Source organism: Thalassospira sp. ABD4_177 (assembly GCF_056160125.1).
Genome location: NZ_JBSWWO010000001.1, coordinates 2040363 through 2062523, shown reverse-complemented (window position 1 = coordinate 2062523; position 22161 = coordinate 2040363). Strand labels below are relative to the sequence as shown.

The 22161-nt window shown below is 55.6% G+C and carries 14 protein-coding genes; 6 read left to right on the top strand and 8 right to left on the bottom strand.

What is annotated here, in order from left to right; genetic code table 11:
- Positions 1-25: 25 nt before the first annotated feature.
- The gene (locus ACXAF0_RS09370) at positions 26-3550 is read right to left on the bottom strand and encodes a YhdP family protein (protein WP_475345611.1); all 3525 of its coding nucleotides are present in this window, start codon (positions 3548-3550) and stop codon (positions 26-28) included.
- A gap of 274 nt (positions 3551-3824) precedes the next feature.
- Between ACXAF0_RS09370 and ACXAF0_RS09365 the strand changes: the two genes are divergently transcribed.
- The 5 genes from ACXAF0_RS09365 to adhP all read left to right on the top strand — a co-directional run bounded on the left by ACXAF0_RS09365 (position 3825) and on the right by adhP (position 10476).
- Entirely contained in the window at positions 3825-6800 is a 2976-nt protein-coding gene (locus ACXAF0_RS09365) for a bifunctional [glutamine synthetase] adenylyltransferase/[glutamine synthetase]-adenylyl-L-tyrosine phosphorylase (protein ID WP_475345610.1), read from the top strand.
- A gap of 91 nt (positions 6801-6891) precedes the next feature.
- Positions 6892-7356 carry a thioredoxin-dependent thiol peroxidase gene (gene bcp, locus ACXAF0_RS09360; RefSeq protein ID WP_475345609.1) on the top strand — a complete coding sequence of 155 codons (465 nt, stop codon included), beginning with the start codon at positions 6892-6894 and terminating at the stop codon, positions 7354-7356.
- A 226-nt stretch (positions 7357-7582) separates the two neighbouring features.
- Positions 7583-8353 carry a PleD family two-component system response regulator gene (locus ACXAF0_RS09355; protein ID WP_475345608.1) on the top strand — a complete coding sequence of 257 codons (771 nt, stop codon included), beginning with the start codon at positions 7583-7585 and terminating at the stop codon, positions 8351-8353.
- A gap of 132 nt (positions 8354-8485) precedes the next feature.
- Positions 8486-9313, top strand: a complete 828-nt coding sequence (locus tag ACXAF0_RS09350; protein ID WP_475345607.1) for a ferritin-like domain-containing protein — start codon at positions 8486-8488, stop codon at positions 9311-9313.
- A 140-nt stretch (positions 9314-9453) separates the two neighbouring features.
- On the top strand, positions 9454-10476 hold the full coding sequence (gene adhP, locus ACXAF0_RS09345; RefSeq protein ID WP_475345606.1) for an alcohol dehydrogenase AdhP: 1023 nt from the start codon (positions 9454-9456) through the stop codon (positions 10474-10476).
- A 58-nt stretch (positions 10477-10534) separates the two neighbouring features.
- On the opposite strand, the gene ACXAF0_RS09340 is transcribed toward adhP, so the two are convergent.
- Both ACXAF0_RS09340 and ACXAF0_RS09335 read right to left on the bottom strand, forming a co-directional pair.
- Positions 10535-11056: a methylated-DNA--[protein]-cysteine S-methyltransferase gene (locus ACXAF0_RS09340; RefSeq protein ID WP_475345605.1), complete on the bottom strand. Its 522-nt coding sequence runs from the start codon at positions 11054-11056 to the stop codon at positions 10535-10537.
- Positions 11057-11058: 2 nt separating this feature from the next.
- Entirely contained in the window at positions 11059-12573 is a 1515-nt protein-coding gene (locus ACXAF0_RS09335; RefSeq protein ID WP_475345604.1) for a DNA-3-methyladenine glycosylase 2 family protein, read from the bottom strand.
- A 246-nt stretch (positions 12574-12819) separates the two neighbouring features.
- On the opposite strand from ACXAF0_RS09335, the gene ACXAF0_RS09330 reads away from it, so the two are divergent.
- Positions 12820-14958: a methyl-accepting chemotaxis protein gene (locus ACXAF0_RS09330; RefSeq protein WP_475345603.1), complete on the top strand. Its 2139-nt coding sequence runs from the start codon at positions 12820-12822 to the stop codon at positions 14956-14958.
- Between the two features lie 84 nt (positions 14959-15042).
- On the opposite strand, the gene ACXAF0_RS09325 is transcribed toward ACXAF0_RS09330, so the two are convergent.
- From ACXAF0_RS09325 to ACXAF0_RS09305, 5 genes are all read right to left on the bottom strand, one after another.
- Positions 15043-15648, bottom strand: coding sequence for a nucleoside deaminase (locus ACXAF0_RS09325; RefSeq protein WP_475345602.1), 606 nt, complete (start codon positions 15646-15648; stop codon positions 15043-15045).
- A gap of 118 nt (positions 15649-15766) precedes the next feature.
- Complete coding sequence (locus ACXAF0_RS09320; RefSeq protein ID WP_475345601.1) at positions 15767-16021, bottom strand: hypothetical protein; 255 nt, start codon at positions 16019-16021, stop codon at positions 15767-15769.
- Positions 16022-16275: 254 nt separating this feature from the next.
- Positions 16276-17404, bottom strand: a protein-coding gene (prfB, locus tag ACXAF0_RS09315) for a peptide chain release factor 2 (RefSeq protein WP_475345600.1) whose coding sequence is annotated in 2 segments (ribosomal slippage) — positions 16276-17334 and positions 17336-17404 — 1128 coding nt in all. Because the reading frame shifts where the segments join, the coding sequence is not laid out codon by codon here.
- A 171-nt stretch (positions 17405-17575) separates the two neighbouring features.
- Positions 17576-19999 (bottom strand): penicillin-binding protein 1A, encoded by a 2424-nt coding sequence (locus ACXAF0_RS09310; protein ID WP_475345599.1) that lies wholly within the window; start codon positions 19997-19999, stop codon positions 17576-17578.
- A 266-nt stretch (positions 20000-20265) separates the two neighbouring features.
- Positions 20266-21519 (bottom strand): N-acetylmuramoyl-L-alanine amidase, encoded by a 1254-nt coding sequence (locus ACXAF0_RS09305; RefSeq protein WP_475345598.1) that lies wholly within the window; start codon positions 21517-21519, stop codon positions 20266-20268.
- Between the last annotated feature and the right edge of the window lie 642 nt (positions 21520-22161).

The following is a 22161-nucleotide window of genomic DNA, read 5'->3' as shown; positions in this document are numbered from 1 at the left end:
TGCTTTTTTGTGTTCGCATTCGAGCCTAGCCCGGCTCGGCCCCGGTAATCAGATTACGGAAGACACCGGGCACGAAGGTCGATAGCGGATTGACGGTAATATCAGGCTCATCCAGGTCGCCCTCAATCGTGTAGGTCGGGGCAAAGATGCCACCGCCCTCTTCGCCCACCAGAATATCACCCAGGATCGGGATCGCACCGAGTGCCGAGTTCAGCGCATATATCGGCACGATCGAGCCCGCCAGACGGATTTCCGATTTCGCCAGATCAATCGATCCGTTTGCGGTCACCCCGACGGCAGAACCGTTTGCCGCGACCTTTGAAAGCGACAGGACATTATTCACATAGGTGAATTCGCCATTCAGCTCGTTAAAGGAAATGCCATTGCCCTGCAAAACATCGCCAAGACCGGTGAGCGATGCAGCACTTAGCACACGGGCGGCAATCGGCGCATTGACCACACGAAATTCATCAATGCTAGCCTGACCGCTAAACGGTTGGGCAAAGTCGCGTTCATCAACCGTGCCCTCAATCGTCAGGCGTCCGCCCAGAAGATTGTCATACATATCGACTGCGCGCAGGAAACGGCCCGCATCTTCGCTGGTCAGGGTCACCGTGCGGGTCTGGAAATCCTCACGGGTGACTTGTGCAAATACATTGGCCCGGTCACCAAATGCCCCATTCAGAACAAGACGATCCCATTCCTGCCCGACCGTATGGATGGACCCGCGCACATCGGCGAGTAATTCGCCATTGGCCATGACCATTTGTTCGATATTGAGGAACACTTCAGTCGTGCCGCCCGTGCGTTCGGCGCGTTCGCCAATGCCGCCACTATTGGCGCCCGAAAGGTCCCGTGGCGTATCGTCAGCCTCGCCTTCGTCATCCACGATCCACGGGGTTGCGATCAGTTGGCGGGCGGTGATTTCAAGTTCGCGGTTATCGGTTTCCTGACGCAGGGTGATTTTGCCGTCATTCAAAAGCGGCTCTTCACCTTTCAGCAGGAAACCACCCGCCTCAAGCGTCACGAGATAGTTCTGCATCTCGGGTTCAGCGTCCGGCGTACTGTCTTCGGCTGCATCACTTTCAATGAAGGACCGCAGATCAAACTGAGCACCGCGTAGATCGACCAGCAGACGGTCGCCGTCTTCCATGCGAACGGTGCCGGCAAGATCGATATTCTCCCGAAAACGGGTGTCTTGCAGTTCGACCAACCATTTGTCGGCCATGGCGTTATCACCGCGCCAGTTTGCGCGTCCGCTGGCCTCAAGTGCCGGGGCCGAGATGGCAAAGCTGTCAACCACACCGCCACCATCAAACTGCACTGCAACATCAAACTTGGCAGATGCAGAAGCCCCCGGTTCCTTGCGATAGCCCACCGTTTCATTGGGAATGGAAATCCCGACATCGGCAAGATCGACATCGCCGATCACGCGCACCTTGTCCGAGGCAACCCGAATATCAAGATCGCCCTTTGCCATCCCGTTCAGGTAAGGACCGGGGTCAAGTTCGATATCGGGCAGAAGCGCAAGATCAAGATCGCCTGACAGCTTATAGTGGCTTTTGACATCGGCTTGCTGGTCGAATGTTTCCACCCAGTTGATATTGGTTTTACCACGGCCAACTGTTGCGGTGCCGCCAAGCTCAAGCCCCTTGGTATTGACCTGCAATTCAAAGCTGCCATCGGCGATATCCATGCCGCGAAATGCCGATGTAATCGCCGCATTTTCAATCCGCGAGGCGGCCGCAACATCAACATCATCAAAGGTCACAGCGCGTAAAAGCGGGAAATTCAGGCGCACCCGGGTGGCCTGTTCGCCGCTGATCCGGGCCGGATCAATGCCAAGCCGCGTGGCAAAACCAAGTGGTTTCGCCTCAATCAGTTCAAGTGCCTTGCGCGCGCTGCCTTGCGCGACGATTTCGATATCAGCCGAGGGAACCGGTTCATCGAGTTTCGAAAAGATGATGCTGGCATCAGTGACCTCAAGACCATCGGCCTCGCCGGTATTTACAAAGATGCTGAAACTGGTTTCATCGAACTCTGCACGTCCGGCGGAATTGAGCACTTCGGGCATTTCACCAAGGTAATGCACCGTCACACCCGACATGGTCATCTGACCACCGAGATCATCAAGAACAACCTCGCCGGTATCGTCCTGATGCAGTTCAGTGTGCATGGTTGCCTGATGGACAATGCCCTCGGACAGGTTGGTGACAACCCAAGTACGCGCATCATGGCCAACGCCTTCGGGCCAAAGCCGATCAAGATCGTTGGTCGCGACATCGGTGGCAGAAACATCAAGGTTCACCTGCCATTGCCCGAACGGATCAAGCACAACGCCCTGCAGCTTCGCCGAAGCATCACCGACATTCAAAACAACATTATCAATGCTGAAACGACCGGGCACAAAGCTTGTGACAATCTGCCCGTCTGTCACGCGATAGGTCGCACGCAATTCTTCAGGGAAGGTAATCACCCCGCTGCCAACGGCCATATCCGTCGATGCCGAAATCAGCTCCCCATTGGCATCAAGGCGGGCCTGCACCTTGCCCGAAACCGGGACGTAGGCATCACGAAGCTTTTCAAACAGATCAGAGATGCTGACAAGATCTGAAAGCTCGACCTCGCCAATATCGGCTTCAAGGTCCACCTCGCCGGTTTCGATGCTGTAATCCCCGGTCACCCGGACCTGGGTCGCAATATCACCCGCGCTGACCTGCAAGGAGGCCTCTGCCCCGATCCCGAAGGCACGACGCGACAGCAGGATATCGGCCTGCGGCGCGGCCCAGACGATACCGATTTTCTCGTCACGGACTTCAAGGTCGGCATTGACGATCCCGAAGCTTTCGAAATAGGCCGCGGCCGGAATATCGGTGCGCTCACCCGACAGGATGGCAATCACATCATGTAAAACCGGATTGCCGGACTGCTCGACAAGCGCGGTTTCGTCTTCTGGATTTTGGGTTTCACGCACCGGCTCGCTGGCTGCGTCATCCGGGGCATCTGGCAGATCAATCACGACCGATGATCCGCGACCCTTTTCATAGGTTTCACCGACGGGTGCCTCAGCACCATCAACCGTGCCGTCCGTTTCAGGAAGGGTCGCAACCTCTTCCACCGCCTCTTCGGCGATATAGCCGACATCAATCGTGCCATCAGCAGCGCGTTCAAGACGAATGCGCGGGCCGATCAGATTGAGTTCACGAAGGGCCAGCACGCCTTCAAACAGCGCCTTGCTGGAAAACACAACATCGGCTTCGGGGACGTGGAGGAGTTCCTGTTCGTCCGGGCCAAAGATGCTGACATCGCGCAAGCCGACATCAAACTTTTCATCCCAGCCGCGCCAACGCAAAACGACATCGTCGACGGCCAGCCGGTTATTGCCCATCGATTGATTGAGATGGTCGACCAGATACGGGGTCAGGCGATGCAGGGACACGGGTTCTTGGGACAGCCGCCAGATCGTGACTGCTGCGAACACGCCGACAAACAGGACGATGGCTGATAAAGTCAGCGCCAGCCATCCGGCAAAAGTCTTAACGTGGCGCACTCTTTGTACCCTGTGTTCCCGATGTCATATGCTGCAATATCAATAACCTGTCATGTCTGGCATGGTTGTCGATACGTGACTGACAACCATATTATCTGAAAGTACCAGACCGTTATTGATCTATACCCCTTTTTGTCCGATCACAGAAAAGCTAGAAACAGATAAGTCATCCTGTTGATCAGGACGTCCAACTCCTTGCAGAGATTATGCAATCAGGTGCAACCCTTTGCATAGCGCGGTTTGTGACCATTTCGCAATACAAGGAACGCAAAAAGTGTCTCTTTCCTGGATTTCACAGGACCTGCCCAAAGCCTTCGATTCCGACCGTGTCGCCAATGCGTTCGAACGCTGGAACGCGCTGGGTGATCGACCAGTGTTTGAAAGCCTGTCAGACAAAATTGGCGAGATTGCGTCCAATCCCCAAAAACGTGCGGTTTTGGAAGCACTTTTTGGCAACAGCCCCTATCTGACCAATTTGTGCCTGCGCGATCCTGATACGGTTTGCGATGTGTTTGATCGCGGCCTTGATCAGGCCTTTGGCAATGCACTTGAGCCGATCCATATCAGTGCGAATGCACGCGATCTGGATCAGGCTGCCGCCATGGCCGCTGTGCGTGTTGCCAAACGCAAGGCGGCGCTGGTGATTGCGATGGCCGATATCTGCAAGGCCTGGCCGCTCGATAAAATTACCTCGGCCATCAGCGAAACGGCGGAACGCACACTTGATTTCACTATGGCGCATTGTTTGTCCGCCATGGCGCGCCTGCGCAAATATGATCTGCCGAACCCGGAAAACCCGCTTGAAGGATCGGGCATCTTTGCCATTGGCATGGGCAAGCTTGGGGCGGGCGAGCTTAACTATTCATCCGATATCGACCTGATTTTCCTGTATGATCAGGATGTGGTGACCTATCTGGACCCGGATCGCATTCAGCAGGATCTGGTGCGTATGGTGCGCGACATCACCCGGATCATGGAAGAACGCACAGGTGATGGATATGTCTTCCGCACCGACTTGCGGCTGCGCCCTGATCCGGCATCCACCCCACCGATCCTGTCGATGATTGCGGCGGAAACCTATTACGAAACCGTCGGGCAGAACTGGGAACGTGCGGCCATGATCAAGGCGCGCATCGTTGGCGGGGATCGCAAATCAGGTGATGAGTTCCTTGAAATCCTGCGCCCGTTTGTCTGGCGCAAGCATCTTGATTTCATTGCCATTCAGGACATTCATGCGATCAAGCGCCAGATCAACGCCCATAAGGGCGGTAGCAAGATCAACATTCCTAGCCACAATGTGAAACTTGGCCGTGGCGGCATCCGCGAGATCGAGTTCTTTGCCCAGACCCAGCAACTGATTTGGGGCGGGCGCGAAATTGCGCTACGCGGCAAGGCGACCTGCGATACCTTGCGCACGCTGACCGAATTCGGTCAAGTATCCGAAGAAGTCCGTGATGAAATGCTGGCCGCCTATGATTTCCTGCGCACGGTCGAACACCGCCTGCAGATGATCAATGATCAGCAGACCCAGACCCTGCCCGATACCGATGACGGCTTGCTCGCCCTTGCGACCTTCCTTGGCTATGACACGCTTGATGCCTTCAAGGCGGATTTGTTGCTTCATCTGCGCAATGTTGAAAACAACTATGCCGAATTGTTCGAGGATGATGTGCCCCTGGCCGGCACTTCGGGCAATCTTGTTTTCACCGGCACCGAAGATGATCCCGATACGCTGAAAAATCTACGTGAAATGGGCTTTGAAAATGCCGAGAATGTCTCGGTCACTGTGCGTGGCTGGCACCATGGGCGTTATCGCGCGACCCGGTCGCGCCGGGCGCGTGAAATCCTGACCGAATTGATGCCGACCCTTTTGGGGGCGCTTGGCAAAACCACCAATCCGGATATGGCGTTTCGCGCCTTTGATGATTTCCTCAAAGGGCTTCCGGCCGGGGTACAGCTGTTTTCGCTGTTTACCGCCAACCCGCAATTGCTGGAACTTCTGGCCCAGATTGCCGGCACCGCGCCGCGCATGGCGAAATATATCGGGCGGAATGCCGCGGTGCTTGATTTCGTTCTGATGTCGGGCTTCCATGAAGAACTGCCTGATGCCGATGCGATGATGGCCGAACTTGATGCCCGCCTGTCGCGCGAAGACATGGTTGAAGACTGGCTGGATACTGCGCGGCGTTGGGCCAATGACCAGAAATTCCAGATTGATGTGCAAACCATCCAGAACCGTCAAACCCCGCACGAAGCTGGCCGGGCTCTGGCCGATGTCGCCGACGTTGCCATTCGCGCCCTGTTCCCGCGCATTGCCGATGACTTTGCCGCCAAGCACGGCAAGTTTGCCGATGGCGGGCTTGCGGTCTTTGCGCTTGGCAAGCATGGCGGTCAGGAGCTTTCGCCCGGTTCGGACCTTGATATGGTGTTTATCTATGAGGTCCCCGAAGACGCCGAAGAATCTGATGGCAACAGGCCCCTGTCGCCCGGCCATTATTACATCCGGCTGAGCCAGCGTTACATCAACGCCCTGTCCGCCCCCACCGCCGAAGGGGTTCTGTTTGAAACGGACTTGCGCCTGCGACCCAGTGGGTCCAAAGGGCCGCTTGCCACCCATTTCAAAAGCTTTGAGGCCTATCAGAACAACGAAGCCTGGACGTGGGAGCATATGGCACTGACCCGCCTGCGGGCGGTTTATGGCCCCAAGGCGCTGTGTGACAAGGTGCTGGCGACCACCAATGACGTGCTGAGCAAACAACGCGATCCCGACCAGTTAGTCCGGGCGGTCTATGACATGCGCAACCGCATGGAAGCGGGCAAAGGCGACAACCACCCATGGGCGATCAAGATGCGCCGTGGCGGGTTGGTCGATCTGGAATTCATTGCGCAATATCTGCAGCTGCGCCATGCCCATGATCACCCCGAAATCCTGTCACCCACCACCCGCGAGGTTTTCAAAAACCTCGGCACAGCGGGCATTATGGAGGCAGAAGAAGCAGAATTTCTGGCCAATGGCAGCTCATTCTGGCTGGCCCTTCAGGCAATGCTGCGCCTGACGACCGAAGGCCCGTTTGATCCCGAAAGTGCGAGCGAGGATTTGCAAAAGATGCTGGCCAATGCCGGCAAGTGCGATGATTTCGCAAGCCTGCAGGACAAAATGGAAAGCACGGCAACGCGCATCAAGGAGATCTATGACCGCGTGATTGCGGCGCCCGCCGAAAAGGTTGCGCCATCAGACGCACCACAATGATCCAACAGCCCTTGCCAAGCTTATAAGGCTTTGTATTTTCATGGCTGCACATGATGCATCCAAGCAGCCTCGATCAGATAAAGGATAGACCATGACAGTTGATGTTGGTGACAAGGCCCCGGATTTCGAACTGCCAACCGATGGCAATGGCAGCGTGAAACTGTCTGATTTGGCAGGCAAGCCGGTGGTGATCTATTTCTATCCCAAGGATATGACCCCGGGCTGCACGACTGAGTCCTGCGAATTCCGCGATGCAGAACCCGATTTCAGCGCGGTCGATGCGCAGATTATCGGCATTTCCAAGGATAGCGCGGAACGGCACGACAAATTCAAGGCCAAGCATGACCTGAACTTCATTCTCGCTTCAGACGAGAACGGCACCACCTGCGAGGATTACGGTGTCTGGAAGGAAAAGAACATGTATGGCAAAAAATTCATGGGCATCGAGCGGTCCACTTTTGTCATTGACGGCAATGGTGTCATTCGCAATGCCTGGCGCAAGGTAAAGGTCAAAGGCCACGTCGCCGAAGTGCTTGAAGCCGTCAAAGCCCTTTGAGTTCAGCTTTTATATCAACAAGGCTCGGCGTTTCAGTGCCGGGCCTTTGTTTTTTTTAAGCTCAAAAGTGTTTTCTTTCAGGCTGATGGCAATATCGCAATTTGCTGATTTTGTTGCCATCACTTGTTTGTCGGGATAAAAATTCGAATATGGGAGTGATAGGTGATGCATTGTCCTCACCTGTTTGATGAAAATTCACCGGCATGCCGGCAAAGCGGGTATTTCAATGAGTAACAATGTTGTCGATCTCGACGATCAGATGCTGGCAGATTTTCGCGACGAAGCAAATGACATCATCAATTCGATTGACGTTCATCTGCAAAATGCACGCGGTAAAAAAGATCCTGCCCACCTGACAGCTATCCAGCGCGAAGTATTCAATCTGCGGTACAAAGGCAAGTCGGTTGCTGCTCCGCTGATCAACCTGACTAGTCATCGTCTGGCCGATTACGTCACGACCTGCAAGGAACTGAATGATGGCTCGATTGAGGACATCCAGGCCTTTGTCGATAAAATCCAGTCCCTGCTTGAAGGTGACATGAAGGCTGGTGGCACCGACACCGCCGAATTTGTGCGTGAGCTGCCATCGAAACGGGCTCCTGATATTGATCCGGCTTGGTTGAAGAAAGCCAATGTCGAAGCATTGTTGGTCATTCCGCAACGATCAATGGCAACCATTCTCGAGCGCGAACTGGCCGCTTGTGGTTATCGCAGCTCGGTCACGCAGACCTCGTTCGAAGCGATCGAACTGGCTGTGCGCACCCGCCCGGATTTCATCATCGTTGCCAAAACCATCGATGAGCTGAGCGGTGTTGACCTGGCCAACGCCCTGCAGGCGATGCCAAAAACGCGCGGCATTCCGACCGCCGTTCTGACCTCGGATGCACCGAACCACCCGTCGCTTCAGGACCTGCCATGCCGAACCGCGATCATCCGCAAGGGCAATGCCTTTGGCGAGGACCTGGCAGAGGCACTGGCACGCTTTAACATCACCTGATTGCGCGCGCTTACAGATTTCAAAGGGCGGTCCGAACCGGAAGTCGGGCCGCCCTTTTTGTTTGCCAATTGACCCGACGTCGCCCAGATGGCAGACAAAGTGCAGATTTCATCACATTAGACCAGACTGATCATGACCAAGCTGACCCTTGCCGAAGCCGCGAAAAAGGCCCTTCTGACCGAAGACGCCGCCGAGAAGGCCAATGTCACCGCCGAAATGGCCGCCATGTGGCGCAGCGGCGAGATCAGCGAAGTCGGCTCCACCGACCTGCCCGACCGCCCCGGTCGCCCGGCAAAACCGGAATTGCTGCCGCCCAACAAGATGCCCAAGCGCAAGAAAGGCAGCGTTCAGGGCCGCATCGGACTTTTGCATGCTCTGGCCCATATTGAGCTTAACGCGATTGATCTGGCGTGGGATCTGTGTGTGCGCTTTCCCGAGGCCGACATGCCGCGTGATTTTCATGATGCCTGGGTTCTGGTGGCCGATGACGAGGCCCGTCATTTCAAAATGATCAGCAAGCGGCTTGGCGAACTTGGCGCGGCCTATGGCGATTTGCCAGCCCATGACGGGCTTTGGCAGACATCGATGGATACGGCCTATGACATTTTGCCGCGTCTCGCCGTCGTGCCGATGGTGTTTGAGGCACGCGGCCTTGATGCCACCCCGCCGACCATTGAACGGCTTCTGGCCCATGGCGATACCGAAAGTGCGCGTATTCTTAAAATCATCGCCCATGACGAAATCGCCCATGTCGCGGCGGGTCGAAAATACTACGAATATATTTGCGATCAGCGCGGGCTGCCCTATTACACCACTTGGCATGACATGCTGCGCAAACATTTCCGTGGGCCACTCAAACCGCCCTTTAATGACGAAGCACGCTACGAAGCCGGCATGCCACCCGACTATTATCAGGACTATGTTCTTGAACTGCCCGATATTGACGGCGAAAGCGCATAAACAGCGCAAACCGTCACAATTAAATCATCAGACAATTGATACAGCTCATGGTGGTGGTACTCTAAATCATCGACACTCCCAAGCGCGATATTTGACGAAAAGCAAGATCTTTTCACTGTCATCAGCAAGGAGTTGTCACCATGCCCTCCACCATGAAAGCCGCCGTTGTTCGCGCTTTCGGCGATCCCCTGTCGATTGAAGAAGTCACCGTCCCCAAGGTCACACCGGGAAAAGTCCTGGTCAAGATCGAGGCATCCGGTGTCTGCCACACCGACCTTCACGCCGCCGAAGGCGATTGGCCGGTCAAACCGAACCCGCCCTTTATCCCCGGTCACGAAGGCGTCGGCATCGTTGCCGAAGTTGGCGAAGGTGTCACATCGGTCAAGGAAGGCGATCGTGTTGGCGTGCCGTGGCTGCATTCGGCCTGCGGTCATTGCCATCACTGCATCACCGGCTGGGAAACGCTTTGCGGTGAGCAGCTCAATACCGGTTATTCCGTCAATGGCGGCTTTGCCGAATATGTTCTGGCTGATCCGGATTATGTTGGCCACCTGCCCGACCCGCTTGAATTTGGCAATGCCGCCCCGGTCCTGTGCGCCGGTGTAACGGTCTATAAGGGGCTCAAGGAAACCGAATGCAAACCCGGCGAAACCGTGGTGATTTCCGGTGTCGGCGGGCTGGGCCATATGGCCGTGCAATATGCCAAGGCCATGGGCATGAAAGTTATCGCCGTTGACATTGCCGACGAGAAACTGAAACTCGCCAAGGATCTTGGTGCGGACTGGACCCTGAATGCGGCCGAGGCCGATGTTGTCGCCGAAGTCCAAAAGCAGATGGGTGGCGCCAATGGCGTTCTGGTCACCGCTGTTTCGCGCGCGGCCTTCAAACAGGGCGTTGGCATGCTGGGCCGTGGTGGCACCATGGCGCTGTGCGGCCTGCCCCCGGGAACGTTCGAGCTTGATATCTTCGATACCGTCCTGTCGCGAAAAACCATCCGTGGGTCGATTGTTGGTACGCGTGCGGATCTGCAGGAAGCGCTTGATTTCGCAGGCGATGGCAAAGTGCATTCCCACTTCACGACCGAGCCGATGGAAAACATCAACTCGATCTTTGATCGCATGCGCGATGGCAAGATCGATGGCCGTATCGTCATGTCGATCTGATCGACAACCCCACCACCACAACAAAAAGGCTGCCAACGGGCAGCCTTTTCTTTTGATATCAGGCCGCCTTGGCCCGCATGGCGGCCTCGTGATCGAGCAGCCATTTCTTGCGCTCATGCCCGCCGGCATAGCCGGTCAGGGTGCCATTTGACCCAATCACCCGATGGCATGGCACAATGATCGAAACCGGATTAAGCGCATTGGCGCGCGCCACGGCCCGCACCGCCTTGGGGTTGCCCAACTGATCAGCCAACCCGGCATAAGACAGGCTCTGACCACTCGGGATCGTGATCAGCGCATCCCAGACTGATTTCTGAAACGCGGTGCCGACCATGTTGATTGAGCCCATCGGCAATGGCCCGACAGCGCCTTCGAAATAACCATCCAGCCATTTGATCACGGCCGCGGGAGCGATGCCGCCTTCTTGCCATTCAAGGTCCTTGAAACGACGGGTCTGAATGGATTTCAGGCGTTCGTCATTGTCTTCGAAATCAAGATGCACCAGCTTGCAGCCAATGCTCGCAAGCGAGAGTTTCCCGATCGGGCTTACGTAGCGCACGACATTAATCTGGGTGGACATCGTCATTCTCCCTCCAATGCGGACCAAAGATACTGCGCGGCATAGGCCCGCCATGGCCGCCAGTTTTCCGAAATGCTTTCAAGCGCCTTGGGTTTGTCTGGGCCACCGCCCATGTTTGATGCCTTGAGGATGCCAAGATCGGCCGCAGGAAAGGCATCGGGATCACCAAGCCCGCGCAGGCCAAAGTAATTCAGCGTCCATGGGCCAATCCCCTTGATCGCTGTCATGGCCTCAATCAGCTCATCGCCGGATTTCTGATCGCAGTCGGGGCTCGCAAAAAGATCAATCACATCGGCAAGGGTTTGCGCCCGGCGTGTGGTCAGGCCAATCGGGATCAGTTCCTGCCCGATCAGGCTCTGCGAGGTTGGAAAGACATGCGTGATGCCGGTTCCGTCCACCAGATCATCTGGCAAAGCATCCCCAAAGCGCGCGACCAGCCGGCCGGCCAAAGTTCGCGCTGCTGCGACCGAGACCTGCTGGCCCAGCACGGCACGCAGGGCCAGTTCAAACCGGTCCCAACATCCGGGCACCCGAAGGCCGGGGCGTTTTGCCACCAGCGGGGCCAGTAATGCATCCTCGGCAAATTGCGCGGTGATCGAGGGCACATCAGCATCAAGATCAAACAGCCGGCGTACCCGGGCGCCGATTTCAAGAACCGCTTCGCGCGCCGGGCCGCGCAGGATGACATCCACACCACTTTGATCTTCACTGAAATGGCAGATCATCAAGCCATGCTGCCCATCAATTTTGAAGCCGCGCACATAAATGCGGTCGCGCACTGTCTCAAGGCCAGGAATGGCCCGCGCCCGGAAGAAGGCCAGAAGGTATTCCGCATCAAACGGCTGGCGCGCCCGCAGCCGCAAGATCAAATCATCACGTCGGGCCGCAAACGGATCATCCGTGCCCGATGTATTCCGTGTGCTGGCTTTGATGCCGCGTCGAAAGGCGGTTGGCGCCTGCCCATAGGCCTGCTTCATCGCGTCGTTGAAGCGGCGCAAACTGCCAAACCCGGCAAAGTCGGCGATTTCGGTCATGGTTAGGTTGCTATCGACAATCAGCTGACGCGCACGGAGTAGTCGCCGTGCCTTGGCATGTTCCTGCGGCGTGACGCCGGTATGATCCTTGAAGATGCGACGTAAATGCCGGTCTCCAACACCAAGCCGATCTGCGAGATCCGCGATCGATCCGTTTTGTAGCGCGCCTTGATCAATCAGGCGCACCGCACGGGCCACGGTGGCATGCACACCCGCACTTGCCGGGCTGCCCGGTGCAGCTTCGGGCCGGCAACGCAGGCACGGGCGAAAGCCGTGCGCAATGGCGGCCTCGGCACTGGGATAGAATTCGACATTGTCACGCTTGGGCGTCACGGCAGGGCAGATCGGGCGACAGAAAATCCCGGTGGTCCGAACGGCGGTATAAAACCGCCCGTCAAACCGACGGTCCCGGGTTTTGAGTGCCTGATAGCAGATATCGTTATTGAGCTGTTCCATGCCGGGCAGTTTAACAGAACCGCTCAATAAAACTCGCCAGATTCGGACTCAGACGTTCCAAACACCGTTTGCAAGCACATACAGCGCGCACTTCAACTTTGGCGTTCAATCACCAAATACTCAACAAACAACGAATATCCCTAAATGGGGATATTTTCGCGTCGTCAACAAAAGTAAAAACTATACCAACGGTTAATTTTGACGCTGTCGAAACATGTGCGCAAGCCACCCCGAGCTCGCCAACGGGCGACGGGCACTGCGAGAGGAAATGTCATGAAACGTATTTCGGTGAAGCTACCGACGATCATTGCGTGCCTTATCCTGCTGACCGCGCTGAGCGCTGGTGGCATTTTGTCTTTTGAACTCTGGGTGACCCAGAAAACAGAAGTCCATAACAAACTTCTCGCGCTCACAGATGCTCGTAAACAGTCTATTCAATCCTATCTGACATCGATTGAAGAAGACCTGATCATCGAAGCCGACAGTGGCTTTACGCGTGATGCCCTGAACGCATTCACCCAAGGTTGGGACCGTCTGGATGGCAATCCGATGTCAAAGCTTCAAACGCTTTATATCTCGGACAATAAGCATCCGCTTGGCGAGAAGCACCTTCTGACCGATGCCGGGGATGGATCCGACTGGAGCCAGGCGCACCGCACCTATCACCCGCATTTCCGCGAGTTCCTTGAGCTTAAGGGATATTACGACATCTTCCTGATCCGTCCGGATGGCGAACTTGTCTATTCCGTCTTCAAGGAAGCGGACTTTGCCACCAACCTCAATGACGGTAAGTGGGCAGATACCGATCTTGGACGCGTATTTCGCGATACGATGGCGCTGAACTCCCCCAAAGACATCGCCTTTACCGATTTCAGCCCCTATGCCCCAAGTGCAGACGCACCGGCGAGTTTCATCGGCCATCAGGTTCGCGACGAAGCAGGTGCTTTGCTGGGCATATTGATCTTCCAGATGCCGATATCGCGCATCAACAGCATCATGAATGTCTCCGTCGGCATGGGTGAAAGTGGTGAAACCTATATTGTCGGTCAAAACGGGTTGATGCGCAGTGACTCGCGCTTTTCCGAAGAAAGCACCATCCTCAAAACCCGGGTGAACGAGGCTGCAACGCGTGATGCATTGGCTGGCAATAGCGGCATTCATGAAATTCTTGATTATCGTGGCATCCCGGTGATTTCGGCCTATATGCCGGTCCACTTCAATGGCGTTGACTGGATTGTACTGGGCGAAATCGATACCGCCGAAGCATTTGAGCCGGTTTATAGCGCCTTAATGATCGCGGCAGTGATCGTCGCCATCGTGACGGCCCTTGGCGTTGGCGGAAGCATGGTCTTTGCCCGCTCGGTCACCAAACCGATTGAAAATATTGTCGGTAATCTTGGCCAGCTTGCCGATGGCAAACTTGATACCGAGGTTTTTGGTACCAACCGCGCCGATGAAATTGGCGATATCGCCAAGGCAACGGAAGTCTTCAAAAGAAATATGATCCGGGCCAAGGAACTCGAAGCAGAGGCCGAAAAGGCCACGGAACGTGCTGCGGCCGAAAAGCGCGAGCAGATGAACAAGCTTGCCGATGCGTTCCAGGACAATGTCGGATCCATCGTCAGGGTTGTGGCATCCGCCGCGACCGAGCTTGAAGCAACCGCTCAGAGCCTGACCGCGATGATGGCACAGACCAACACGCAGGCAAATTCGGTATCAAATGCGTCGGGCCTTGCCAGTGCCAATGTCGAAACAGTGGCATCTGCCTGCGAAGAGATGGCGACATCTATTCGCGAAATCAGTGCGCAGGTTCAAAACGCCACCCATATCACGACCCGTGCCACCGAAACCGCCAGCTCGACCCGTGAAACCGCGACCGGGCTTGCTGAATCTGTTCGGGAGATTTCCAGCGTGGTGGAATTGATCCAGGGCATCGCTGAACAAACCAACCTTCTCGCGCTCAATGCCACGATTGAGGCGGCGCGCGCAGGCGATGCGGGCAAGGGGTTTGTGGTTGTTGCACAGGAAGTCAAAAACCTTGCAAGCCAGACCGCCCGTGCAACCGAAAACATCACAGGACAGATCGAAAAGGTACAGCGCATCACCAACACCATGGTAACCGCCGTCGATGAGATCAGTGACGTTATTGAAAACAACAAGCAAAGCTCGACTGTGATTTCCGCGGCTGTGGAGCAACAAGACGCGACCACGAACGAAATCACCCATAACATTGCCCTTGCCGCCAATGGCACACAGGAAGTAGTCACCGCGATTACCGATGTTACAAAGGCCGCAACCGAAGGAAGCCATTCCGCAGCGCAGGTTCTTGCCAGCGCACAAGAGCTTTCACAATCTGCAACCCGGCTTGGCAAGGAAGTCGATAGCTTCATCGCAACAGTGCGAGCCGCCTGATCAAATCTCTCGCCCAAGCCAAAACGTGCTCCGTTTCATAACGGGGCACGTTTTTTTGGTTTCGAAACCGGACCTGCGCTGGGTTTAGCTTAGCGGGATATCGTTATCTGCCTTGCTGTCCTGATACTGCGCAGAAAGCGCGTCATATTCATCCGAGATCGCCTTGGCCCGGGCGACATAGGCTTCTTTTTCGTCGCCCGGCATCTCTGCGACCATGCCCATCATGGAATGGCTGTCCCAGAACGCGTTGGATTTGTTGTATTCGCCGTCTTCAAGCGTGAAGACCTCTTTCATGATTTTCAGATCATGGGGGATGGCAAAGGCATCGCGCGAATCTTCATAGGAAAAGAAATAATAGAAATTATCAAACCCGGCCCAGGTGATGGCGGAAAGGCACATCGAGCATGGCTCATGAGTCGAAAGGAAGATCAGCTCCGAGGTTGCCGGGCGCTGATCAGCGGGGATTTCATAGAAGCGCTTCAGACAATGAACCTCACCATGCCAAAGCGGGTTTTCGGTTTCATTGTTGGTTTCGGCAATGACCAGTGACAGGTCATCCTTGCGCAGGATTGCCGCCCCGAACAGCTTGTTTCCGCCCGACACCCCGGCACGCGTTTTTGGCAGAATATTGTCTTCCAGCACGGAAAACAGGCGCTCGAGGATTTGTTGATCGGTTTTGGTATCGGACATGTTGGCGGCCCCGGATGGCGGTGAATTCACATCAGGCCATTTCATCGCGTCCGGGCCGCCAAGCCAACCTGTTTTTCGTCTTCCAATACGCAAAACAGCCTATCGATAGGCTTTACAATCAAAGGCCGCGCAATATGCCATCATTATCAGGCATCTGACGGCTTTCCGGCGGAACCGGAATGTAAAAATCACGGTCAAGCAATGTCGAGATCGAAATCAGGGTTGGTGATTTGGTATCGCGCACCTTGGTGATCAGCGCATGATCGACCGGCGCCATTTCGCGGATCTTGATGACTTCGAAAATCGGACCGTTGGGTGTCGCGAGTTTGAACTGGTCGCCAACCGCGACCGGACCATGGGACTGATGGGCCATTTGGATCTTCCCGTGAGAGTATGGATGTTTGCTCCACACGCCCTGCCAGTGCCCCGTGCTGTGCCGGTGCTTTGTTGTTTTTGACAGGCCGCGCTTGATCTCACTGTTGCAAAGCTATCCGGCAATTCTGTGACAGAAATGGGATTTTTACAGACCTGGGGCGTTTTTCTTGTCTTTTTGACGCGGGCAAAGAAAAACACCCCGCTTGTTTGCAAGCGGGGTGTTTGTAAAATCAGGCAGCTACCCGCAGGAAATCAATCGATATCTTCGATTTCACCGGCAGAACCCGTGACCTTGGCGGCAAGGGCGGCAGCCATGAAGGCATCAAGATCGCCGTTCAGAACGCCTTGGGTATCAGACGTTTCCGTGCCGGTACGCAGATCCTTGATCATCTGATAGGGCTGCAGGACATAGGATCTGATCTGATGGCCCCAACCGATATCGGTTTTGCTGTCTTCGACCGCCTGTGCCTCGGCTTCGCGTTTTTGCAGCTCTGCCTCATAAAGGCGGGCTTTGAGCATCTTCATCGCCGTTTCACGGTTTTTGTGCTGTGAACGGTCGTTCTGACACTGGGCAACAATACCGGTCGGAATATGGGTCATACGCACCGCAGAATCGGTTCTGTTAACGTGCTGACCACCGGCACCCGATGCACGATAGGTATCAATACGAAGATCCTTATCAAGGATTTCGATTTCGATATCGTCATCAATCACCGGATACACCCAGACCGACGAGAAGCTGGTATGGCGACGCGCGGAACTGTCATAGGGCGAAATACGCACCAGACGATGCACGCCCACTTCGTTCTTGAGCCAGCCATAGGCATTATGACCGGTGATCTTGTAGGTCACCGATTTGATACCGGCTTCCTCGCCGTCACTTTCTTCAAGCATCTCGAGCTTGTAACCCTTGGACTCTGCCCAACGGTAATACATGCGCGCCAGCATGGATGCCCAATCCTGCGCCTCGGTCCCGCCGGCACCGGCATGGACTTCAAGATAGGCGTCATTGGAATCGGCTTCGCCCGAAAGCAGGCTTTCAAGTTCACGCTTCGCGGCGATTTCGCGGATCGAACGCAGGGCTTCTTCGCCCTCCTCGACCGTTTCTCCATCACCTTCTGCTTCGCCAAGCTCGATCAGTTCGACACTGTCTTCGAGTTCCTGGGCAAGCTTTTTATAACCATTGATGGCGTCATCAAGCTGGGTACGTTCACGCATGACTTTCTGCGCATTTGCCGCGTCATCCCAAAGGGTTGGGTCTTCGGCAAGTGCGTTCAGTTCGTCGAGGCGTCTAAGAGCGTTATCCCAGTCAAAGATGCCTCCTCAGCAGTGCCATCGACTGCTTGATTTCATCGACCAATGCCTGTGCTTCGGCGCGCATTGATGTCTCCGTTATTCGTCTGAAAATCTGTTTCGCCGCATGGATGACGCGGCAATGTCGGCGTGGCTTATAACAGTTTTTGCCACACTTGAAACCCCCGCAACCATGCAAAAACCCGGCGCGATTGATGCGCCGGGTTCATACGTTTTTCATGAGGGAAAACTGATAACTCTAATAGATACCACCCGGCCCTGCGACAGAGCCACCCCCGCTGTCTGATCCACCAGACCCGCTATACCCACCATCAATGACATTGTCATTTGAGGCCGGAATGGTGCCGGGTTTGAAGGCCTCCCAGATCACGTCCTGATCGCCCGGGCGGGCCGGAAGACCGGTGCGCGCTTCAACGCGCACCATGCGGATACCCGGCGGGGTTCGGAACGGAATGGCCTTTGTACCCGCAAGCGCACCGCGCATGAACTCCTTCCAGATCGGGGCTGCTGCACTCGCACCCTGTTCCTTGTCACCAAGGGATCGGTTGTCATCAAAGCCGACATAGACACCAACCGCCAAATCCGGTGAGAAGCCAACAAACCACGCATCGCGGGAATCATTGGTCGTTCCGGTTTTTCCCGCCAGCGGATAGCCAAGCTCTGCAATGCGGCGACCGGTCCCGCGCGTAATAACACCTTCCATGATGTGCACCATTTGGAAGGCGCTGGCCGGATCGGTCAGCTGTTCGCGGGTGTCAGGCAGGTCCGGCGGCATCTGATTACGAAACGCCACGTCCTGACATTGGGCGCATTCGCGCTCATCGCGGCGGTAAATGACATTGCCGCGACGGTCCTGAATGCGGTCGATCAGGGTCGGGGTGATTTTCTTGCCACCATTGACCAGCTCGGCATAGGCCGCGGTCAGGCGCATCACGGTTGTTTCCGCGGCCCCCAGCGACATCGACAGAACATCGGGCATTTCATCGACAACGCCAAAGCGTTCGGCATAATCAACCACGGTCGGCATGCCGATGGTTTGCGCCAGACGCACCGTCATCAGGTTACGTGACTTTTCAATGCCGAGGCGCATGGTCGAAGGACCATAGAACTTGCCGCTATAGTTGCCCGGCTTCCACTTGCCCAGCCCCGGTCCCTGATCAATCACGAACGGTGCATCAAGAACCAGTGTCGAGGGGGTAAAGCCCTGATCAAGGGCGGCGAGATAGACAAACGGCTTGAAGGCCGAGCCTGGCTGACGGCGGGCCTGTGTCGCACGGTTGAATTTCGACAGGTCATGGGAAAAACCACCCGACATCGCCAAGACACGCCCGGTATGCGGGTCCATCGCCACCAGACCGCCATTCACATTGGGGATCTGACGCAGGCCATAGGTGTTTGGCGGCAGCTGTTCACCATCAAGCTCGGCAAAATGTTTGACGTAAATGACATCCCCAGGTGAAAGGACATCCGACGGGCGGTTCACCACCGCCCCCAATGTCTGGCCCTTTTGCCACGGGCGTGCCCATGTCAGGAAGCGCAGCGGAATACGGCCCTGCTCACCATTCATCAGGCCAAGTTTTGCCTCATCGGCATCAGTATCCAATACCACCGCACGATCCCACGGGATGTCGGCTGGTGTTTCAACTTCGCGCAGGGTCTGCTGCCAGTTGCCGGAAAGATCGATACTGGTGATCGGACCGCGCCATCCGTGACGACGGTCATATTCGACCAGCCCGTCAAACAGGGCCTTGTCGGCGATATCCTGCAAATTTGGCACCACGGTGGAGCGCACCGAAAGGCCACCGTCATACAGCATGCCTTCACCGTAACGGTCGACAAGCTGGCGACGGACTTCCTCGGCAAAGAAGTCGGCCTGATAGGTATCAACCGATTCACGGGTTTTGCCTTCAAGCGGAGACGCCCATGCGGCCTGTGCTTCGGCCTCGGTAATGTATTTTTCTTCCAGCATCCGGCCAATCACCCAGTTCCGGCGTGCCTTGGCCTCGTCATGGTTGCGGACCGGATGATAGTTAGAGGGTGCCTTTGGCAAGGCGGCAAGATAGGCGGCCTCTTCGACATCAAGCTCATCAAGTGACTTGTCAAAATAGCGCAAGGCGGCCGCAGCCACACCATAGCTGCCACTGCCGAGGTAAATCTCGTTTAAGTAAAGCTCAAGGATGTGTTCCTTGGAAAAGGCGCGTTCGATGCGGAAGGACAGAATGGCTTCCTTGATCTTACGCTCATAAGACACTTCGTTGGTCAAAAGGAAGTTCTTGGCGACCTGCTGGGTGATGGTTGACGCGCCAACCGGGCGTTTGCCCGTGCCCAAATTGACCACGTTGGTCACCGCTGCGCGCAGGACAGAGGCAAAATCGATCCCCGGGTGGGAGAAGAAGTTTTTGTCCTCAGCCGCGACAAAGGCGTCGATCACTTTGTGCGGGATGGCCGAAATCGGCACAAAGACACGCTTTTCGCGGGCATATTCAGCAATCAGGGCCCCGTCAGATGCATGCACACGTGTCATGACCTCGGGCTCGTAATTTTCAAGCTGGGTGTAATCGGGAAGTCCCTGACCAAAATGCCAGAAGATCGCCAGCATACCGGCACCGCCCGCAACCGCCATCAAGAACAGAAAGCCGAAAATACTAAGTAAAATGCGCATGTAAGCAGGTCTTTTTCATTTTGTTGGCCTGATCCGATCAGGGGCATATTCATGCACTCTTATCGGAAATGCAATGTCCGGGCAGACATTTCGCCCGTCTGTGCCGAAAACCCGGATTTGCCCGCATTATAGCGGCAAAATAATGACGAGGTTGTGACAGCCGCCACGCCCGGCAGGTTTTATTCCAAAAGCGGCGCACAACCACCATCAATCAACGCCGCAAAGGCCGGATTGATCCCAAAGGCCGCAAACGCGCCGCCCAGCTTTTAAAACTTGTGCTTCTCGAAATAGATATCAATTGCCCGCATGACGGCCTCGGCAATCTTTTTGCGATGGGCCGGGCTTTGCAACAGCTTGGCGTCCGTCGCATTTGAAAGATATCCCATTTCAAACAGGGCAGACGGGATATCGGGCGCTTTGAGAACCGCAAACCCGGCAAAGCGATGGGTGCGGCGCTGAAGCTCGATGCTTTGGGCCAGCTGGGTGACCATGTTGGCCGCCAAGGTGGCCGACAGGTTCATGGTTTCACGCTGGGCCAGATCGATCAGGATGCTTTGCACCAGTGTGTTTTCATCAGAAAGATCAATCCCAGCAATGACGTCGGCCTTGTTTTCCTTCGATGCCAGGGCGGCGGCCTCTTTATCCGATGCGTTTTCAGACAGGGTATAGACCGATGCGCCGCGATGTTTCGGGTTGGCAATCGAGTCTGCATGTAGGGAAATAAACAGGTCCGCGCCATTCTTGCGCGCGATTTCGACGCGCTGACGCAGTTTCAGAAACACGTCCTTGTCCCGTGTCAGCAGCACGCGATAACGCCCCGATGCCGTCAGGGTCTCGGCCAACTGGCGGGCCGCGGCAAGGGTAAGGTCCTTTTCATAGACATTGCCAACCCCGATTGCGCCGGGATCAACCCCGCCATGGCCCGCATCGATGGCGATCAACGGTTTTTCATCACCACCACGGCCGGACTTCACAGCGACATCAACGCTTTGTTCGGTGGCACTGGTGTCATTTCGGCTGCGCGCGGAATAGGCTTCCATGCTTTGGCGCGATGCCGTCAGGAAGGCGTCACGCTGCGTCGGTTTGAGGTCAACCACCAGACGGTTGGGTTTGCCGCCACCGGGCGGGAGTGAGAAAATCTTCGACACCAGCGATGGCTGTGCAACATCAAGCACGACACGGAACGTGCCCGGTTTAAACAGGCCATAGCGCAGACCGGAAATCAGCCCACCACCCGAAGTCACCTTGCCCGGTGGGGCATTCCAGTCAATTTCGGGCATATCAATGATGATGCGGTATGGGTCAGGCAGCAGGAAATAGGTGAAATCGACGTCCTGATCGAGATCGATCACAAAACGCGTGTAATCAGGATAAACACCTAAACGCGCACCAAGCACCTTGGCCGGTTCGGCGGATGCGGTCGACGTCATCATCTGGGATGTGAACAGCAGCGCAAACAGCACCATCACCGTTTTGGCAATCTTGGTAAAGATCGACCGCGGCGGGGCGTTTTTCGTCATGGAACGTGAAATTGCCTGCTGTGAAATCATCTGTCGTTTCGGCGCCTGTTACCCTGCAAGAGCATCTATAAACCGCTTATAGCAACGCGTTGGTTAACGGGCAATTGACCAAAGCCGGAACTTGTCAGTCCCCATCATCAACTTTCCGCGACGGCAGGTCAAATTGTCGACCGGATAAAAACAGTGTCTTTTCATATATTTGCCCGAAATTAATCGCCCGGCGCAAATTCACGCGGATTTCGTTGTGTTTTTGAACAGGTCTGTCAGAAAGTCGTCACATCCAGCAACAAAACTGTTTGTAGCAAACGCATAAAAGGGATATGTTGCACCCGAGATTCCTAATAGCTTTGTGGTAAGCAACCAAAATACCACCAGGCTGAGGACGCGACGAGTGCAGTTCTTACGGTCGGTGTCTCGGTGACGCGGCAATTCCCGCTCCCGATAGAGCCCTCCTCAAAAAGGCTGTCTTGGCGCGCTCGAAAGACACGCAATCTAATTCTTTTGTTTCAACACCAAAACCAGGTCCAACCGGAAGAGCAGCCGACACGCGATGACCCAGACACATACAGGACATATCGCGACCTTTATGGGCGGCGCCTCCGGACATGCCGGTTTGTTTGCATATCAGCGCAATTGCGCCCA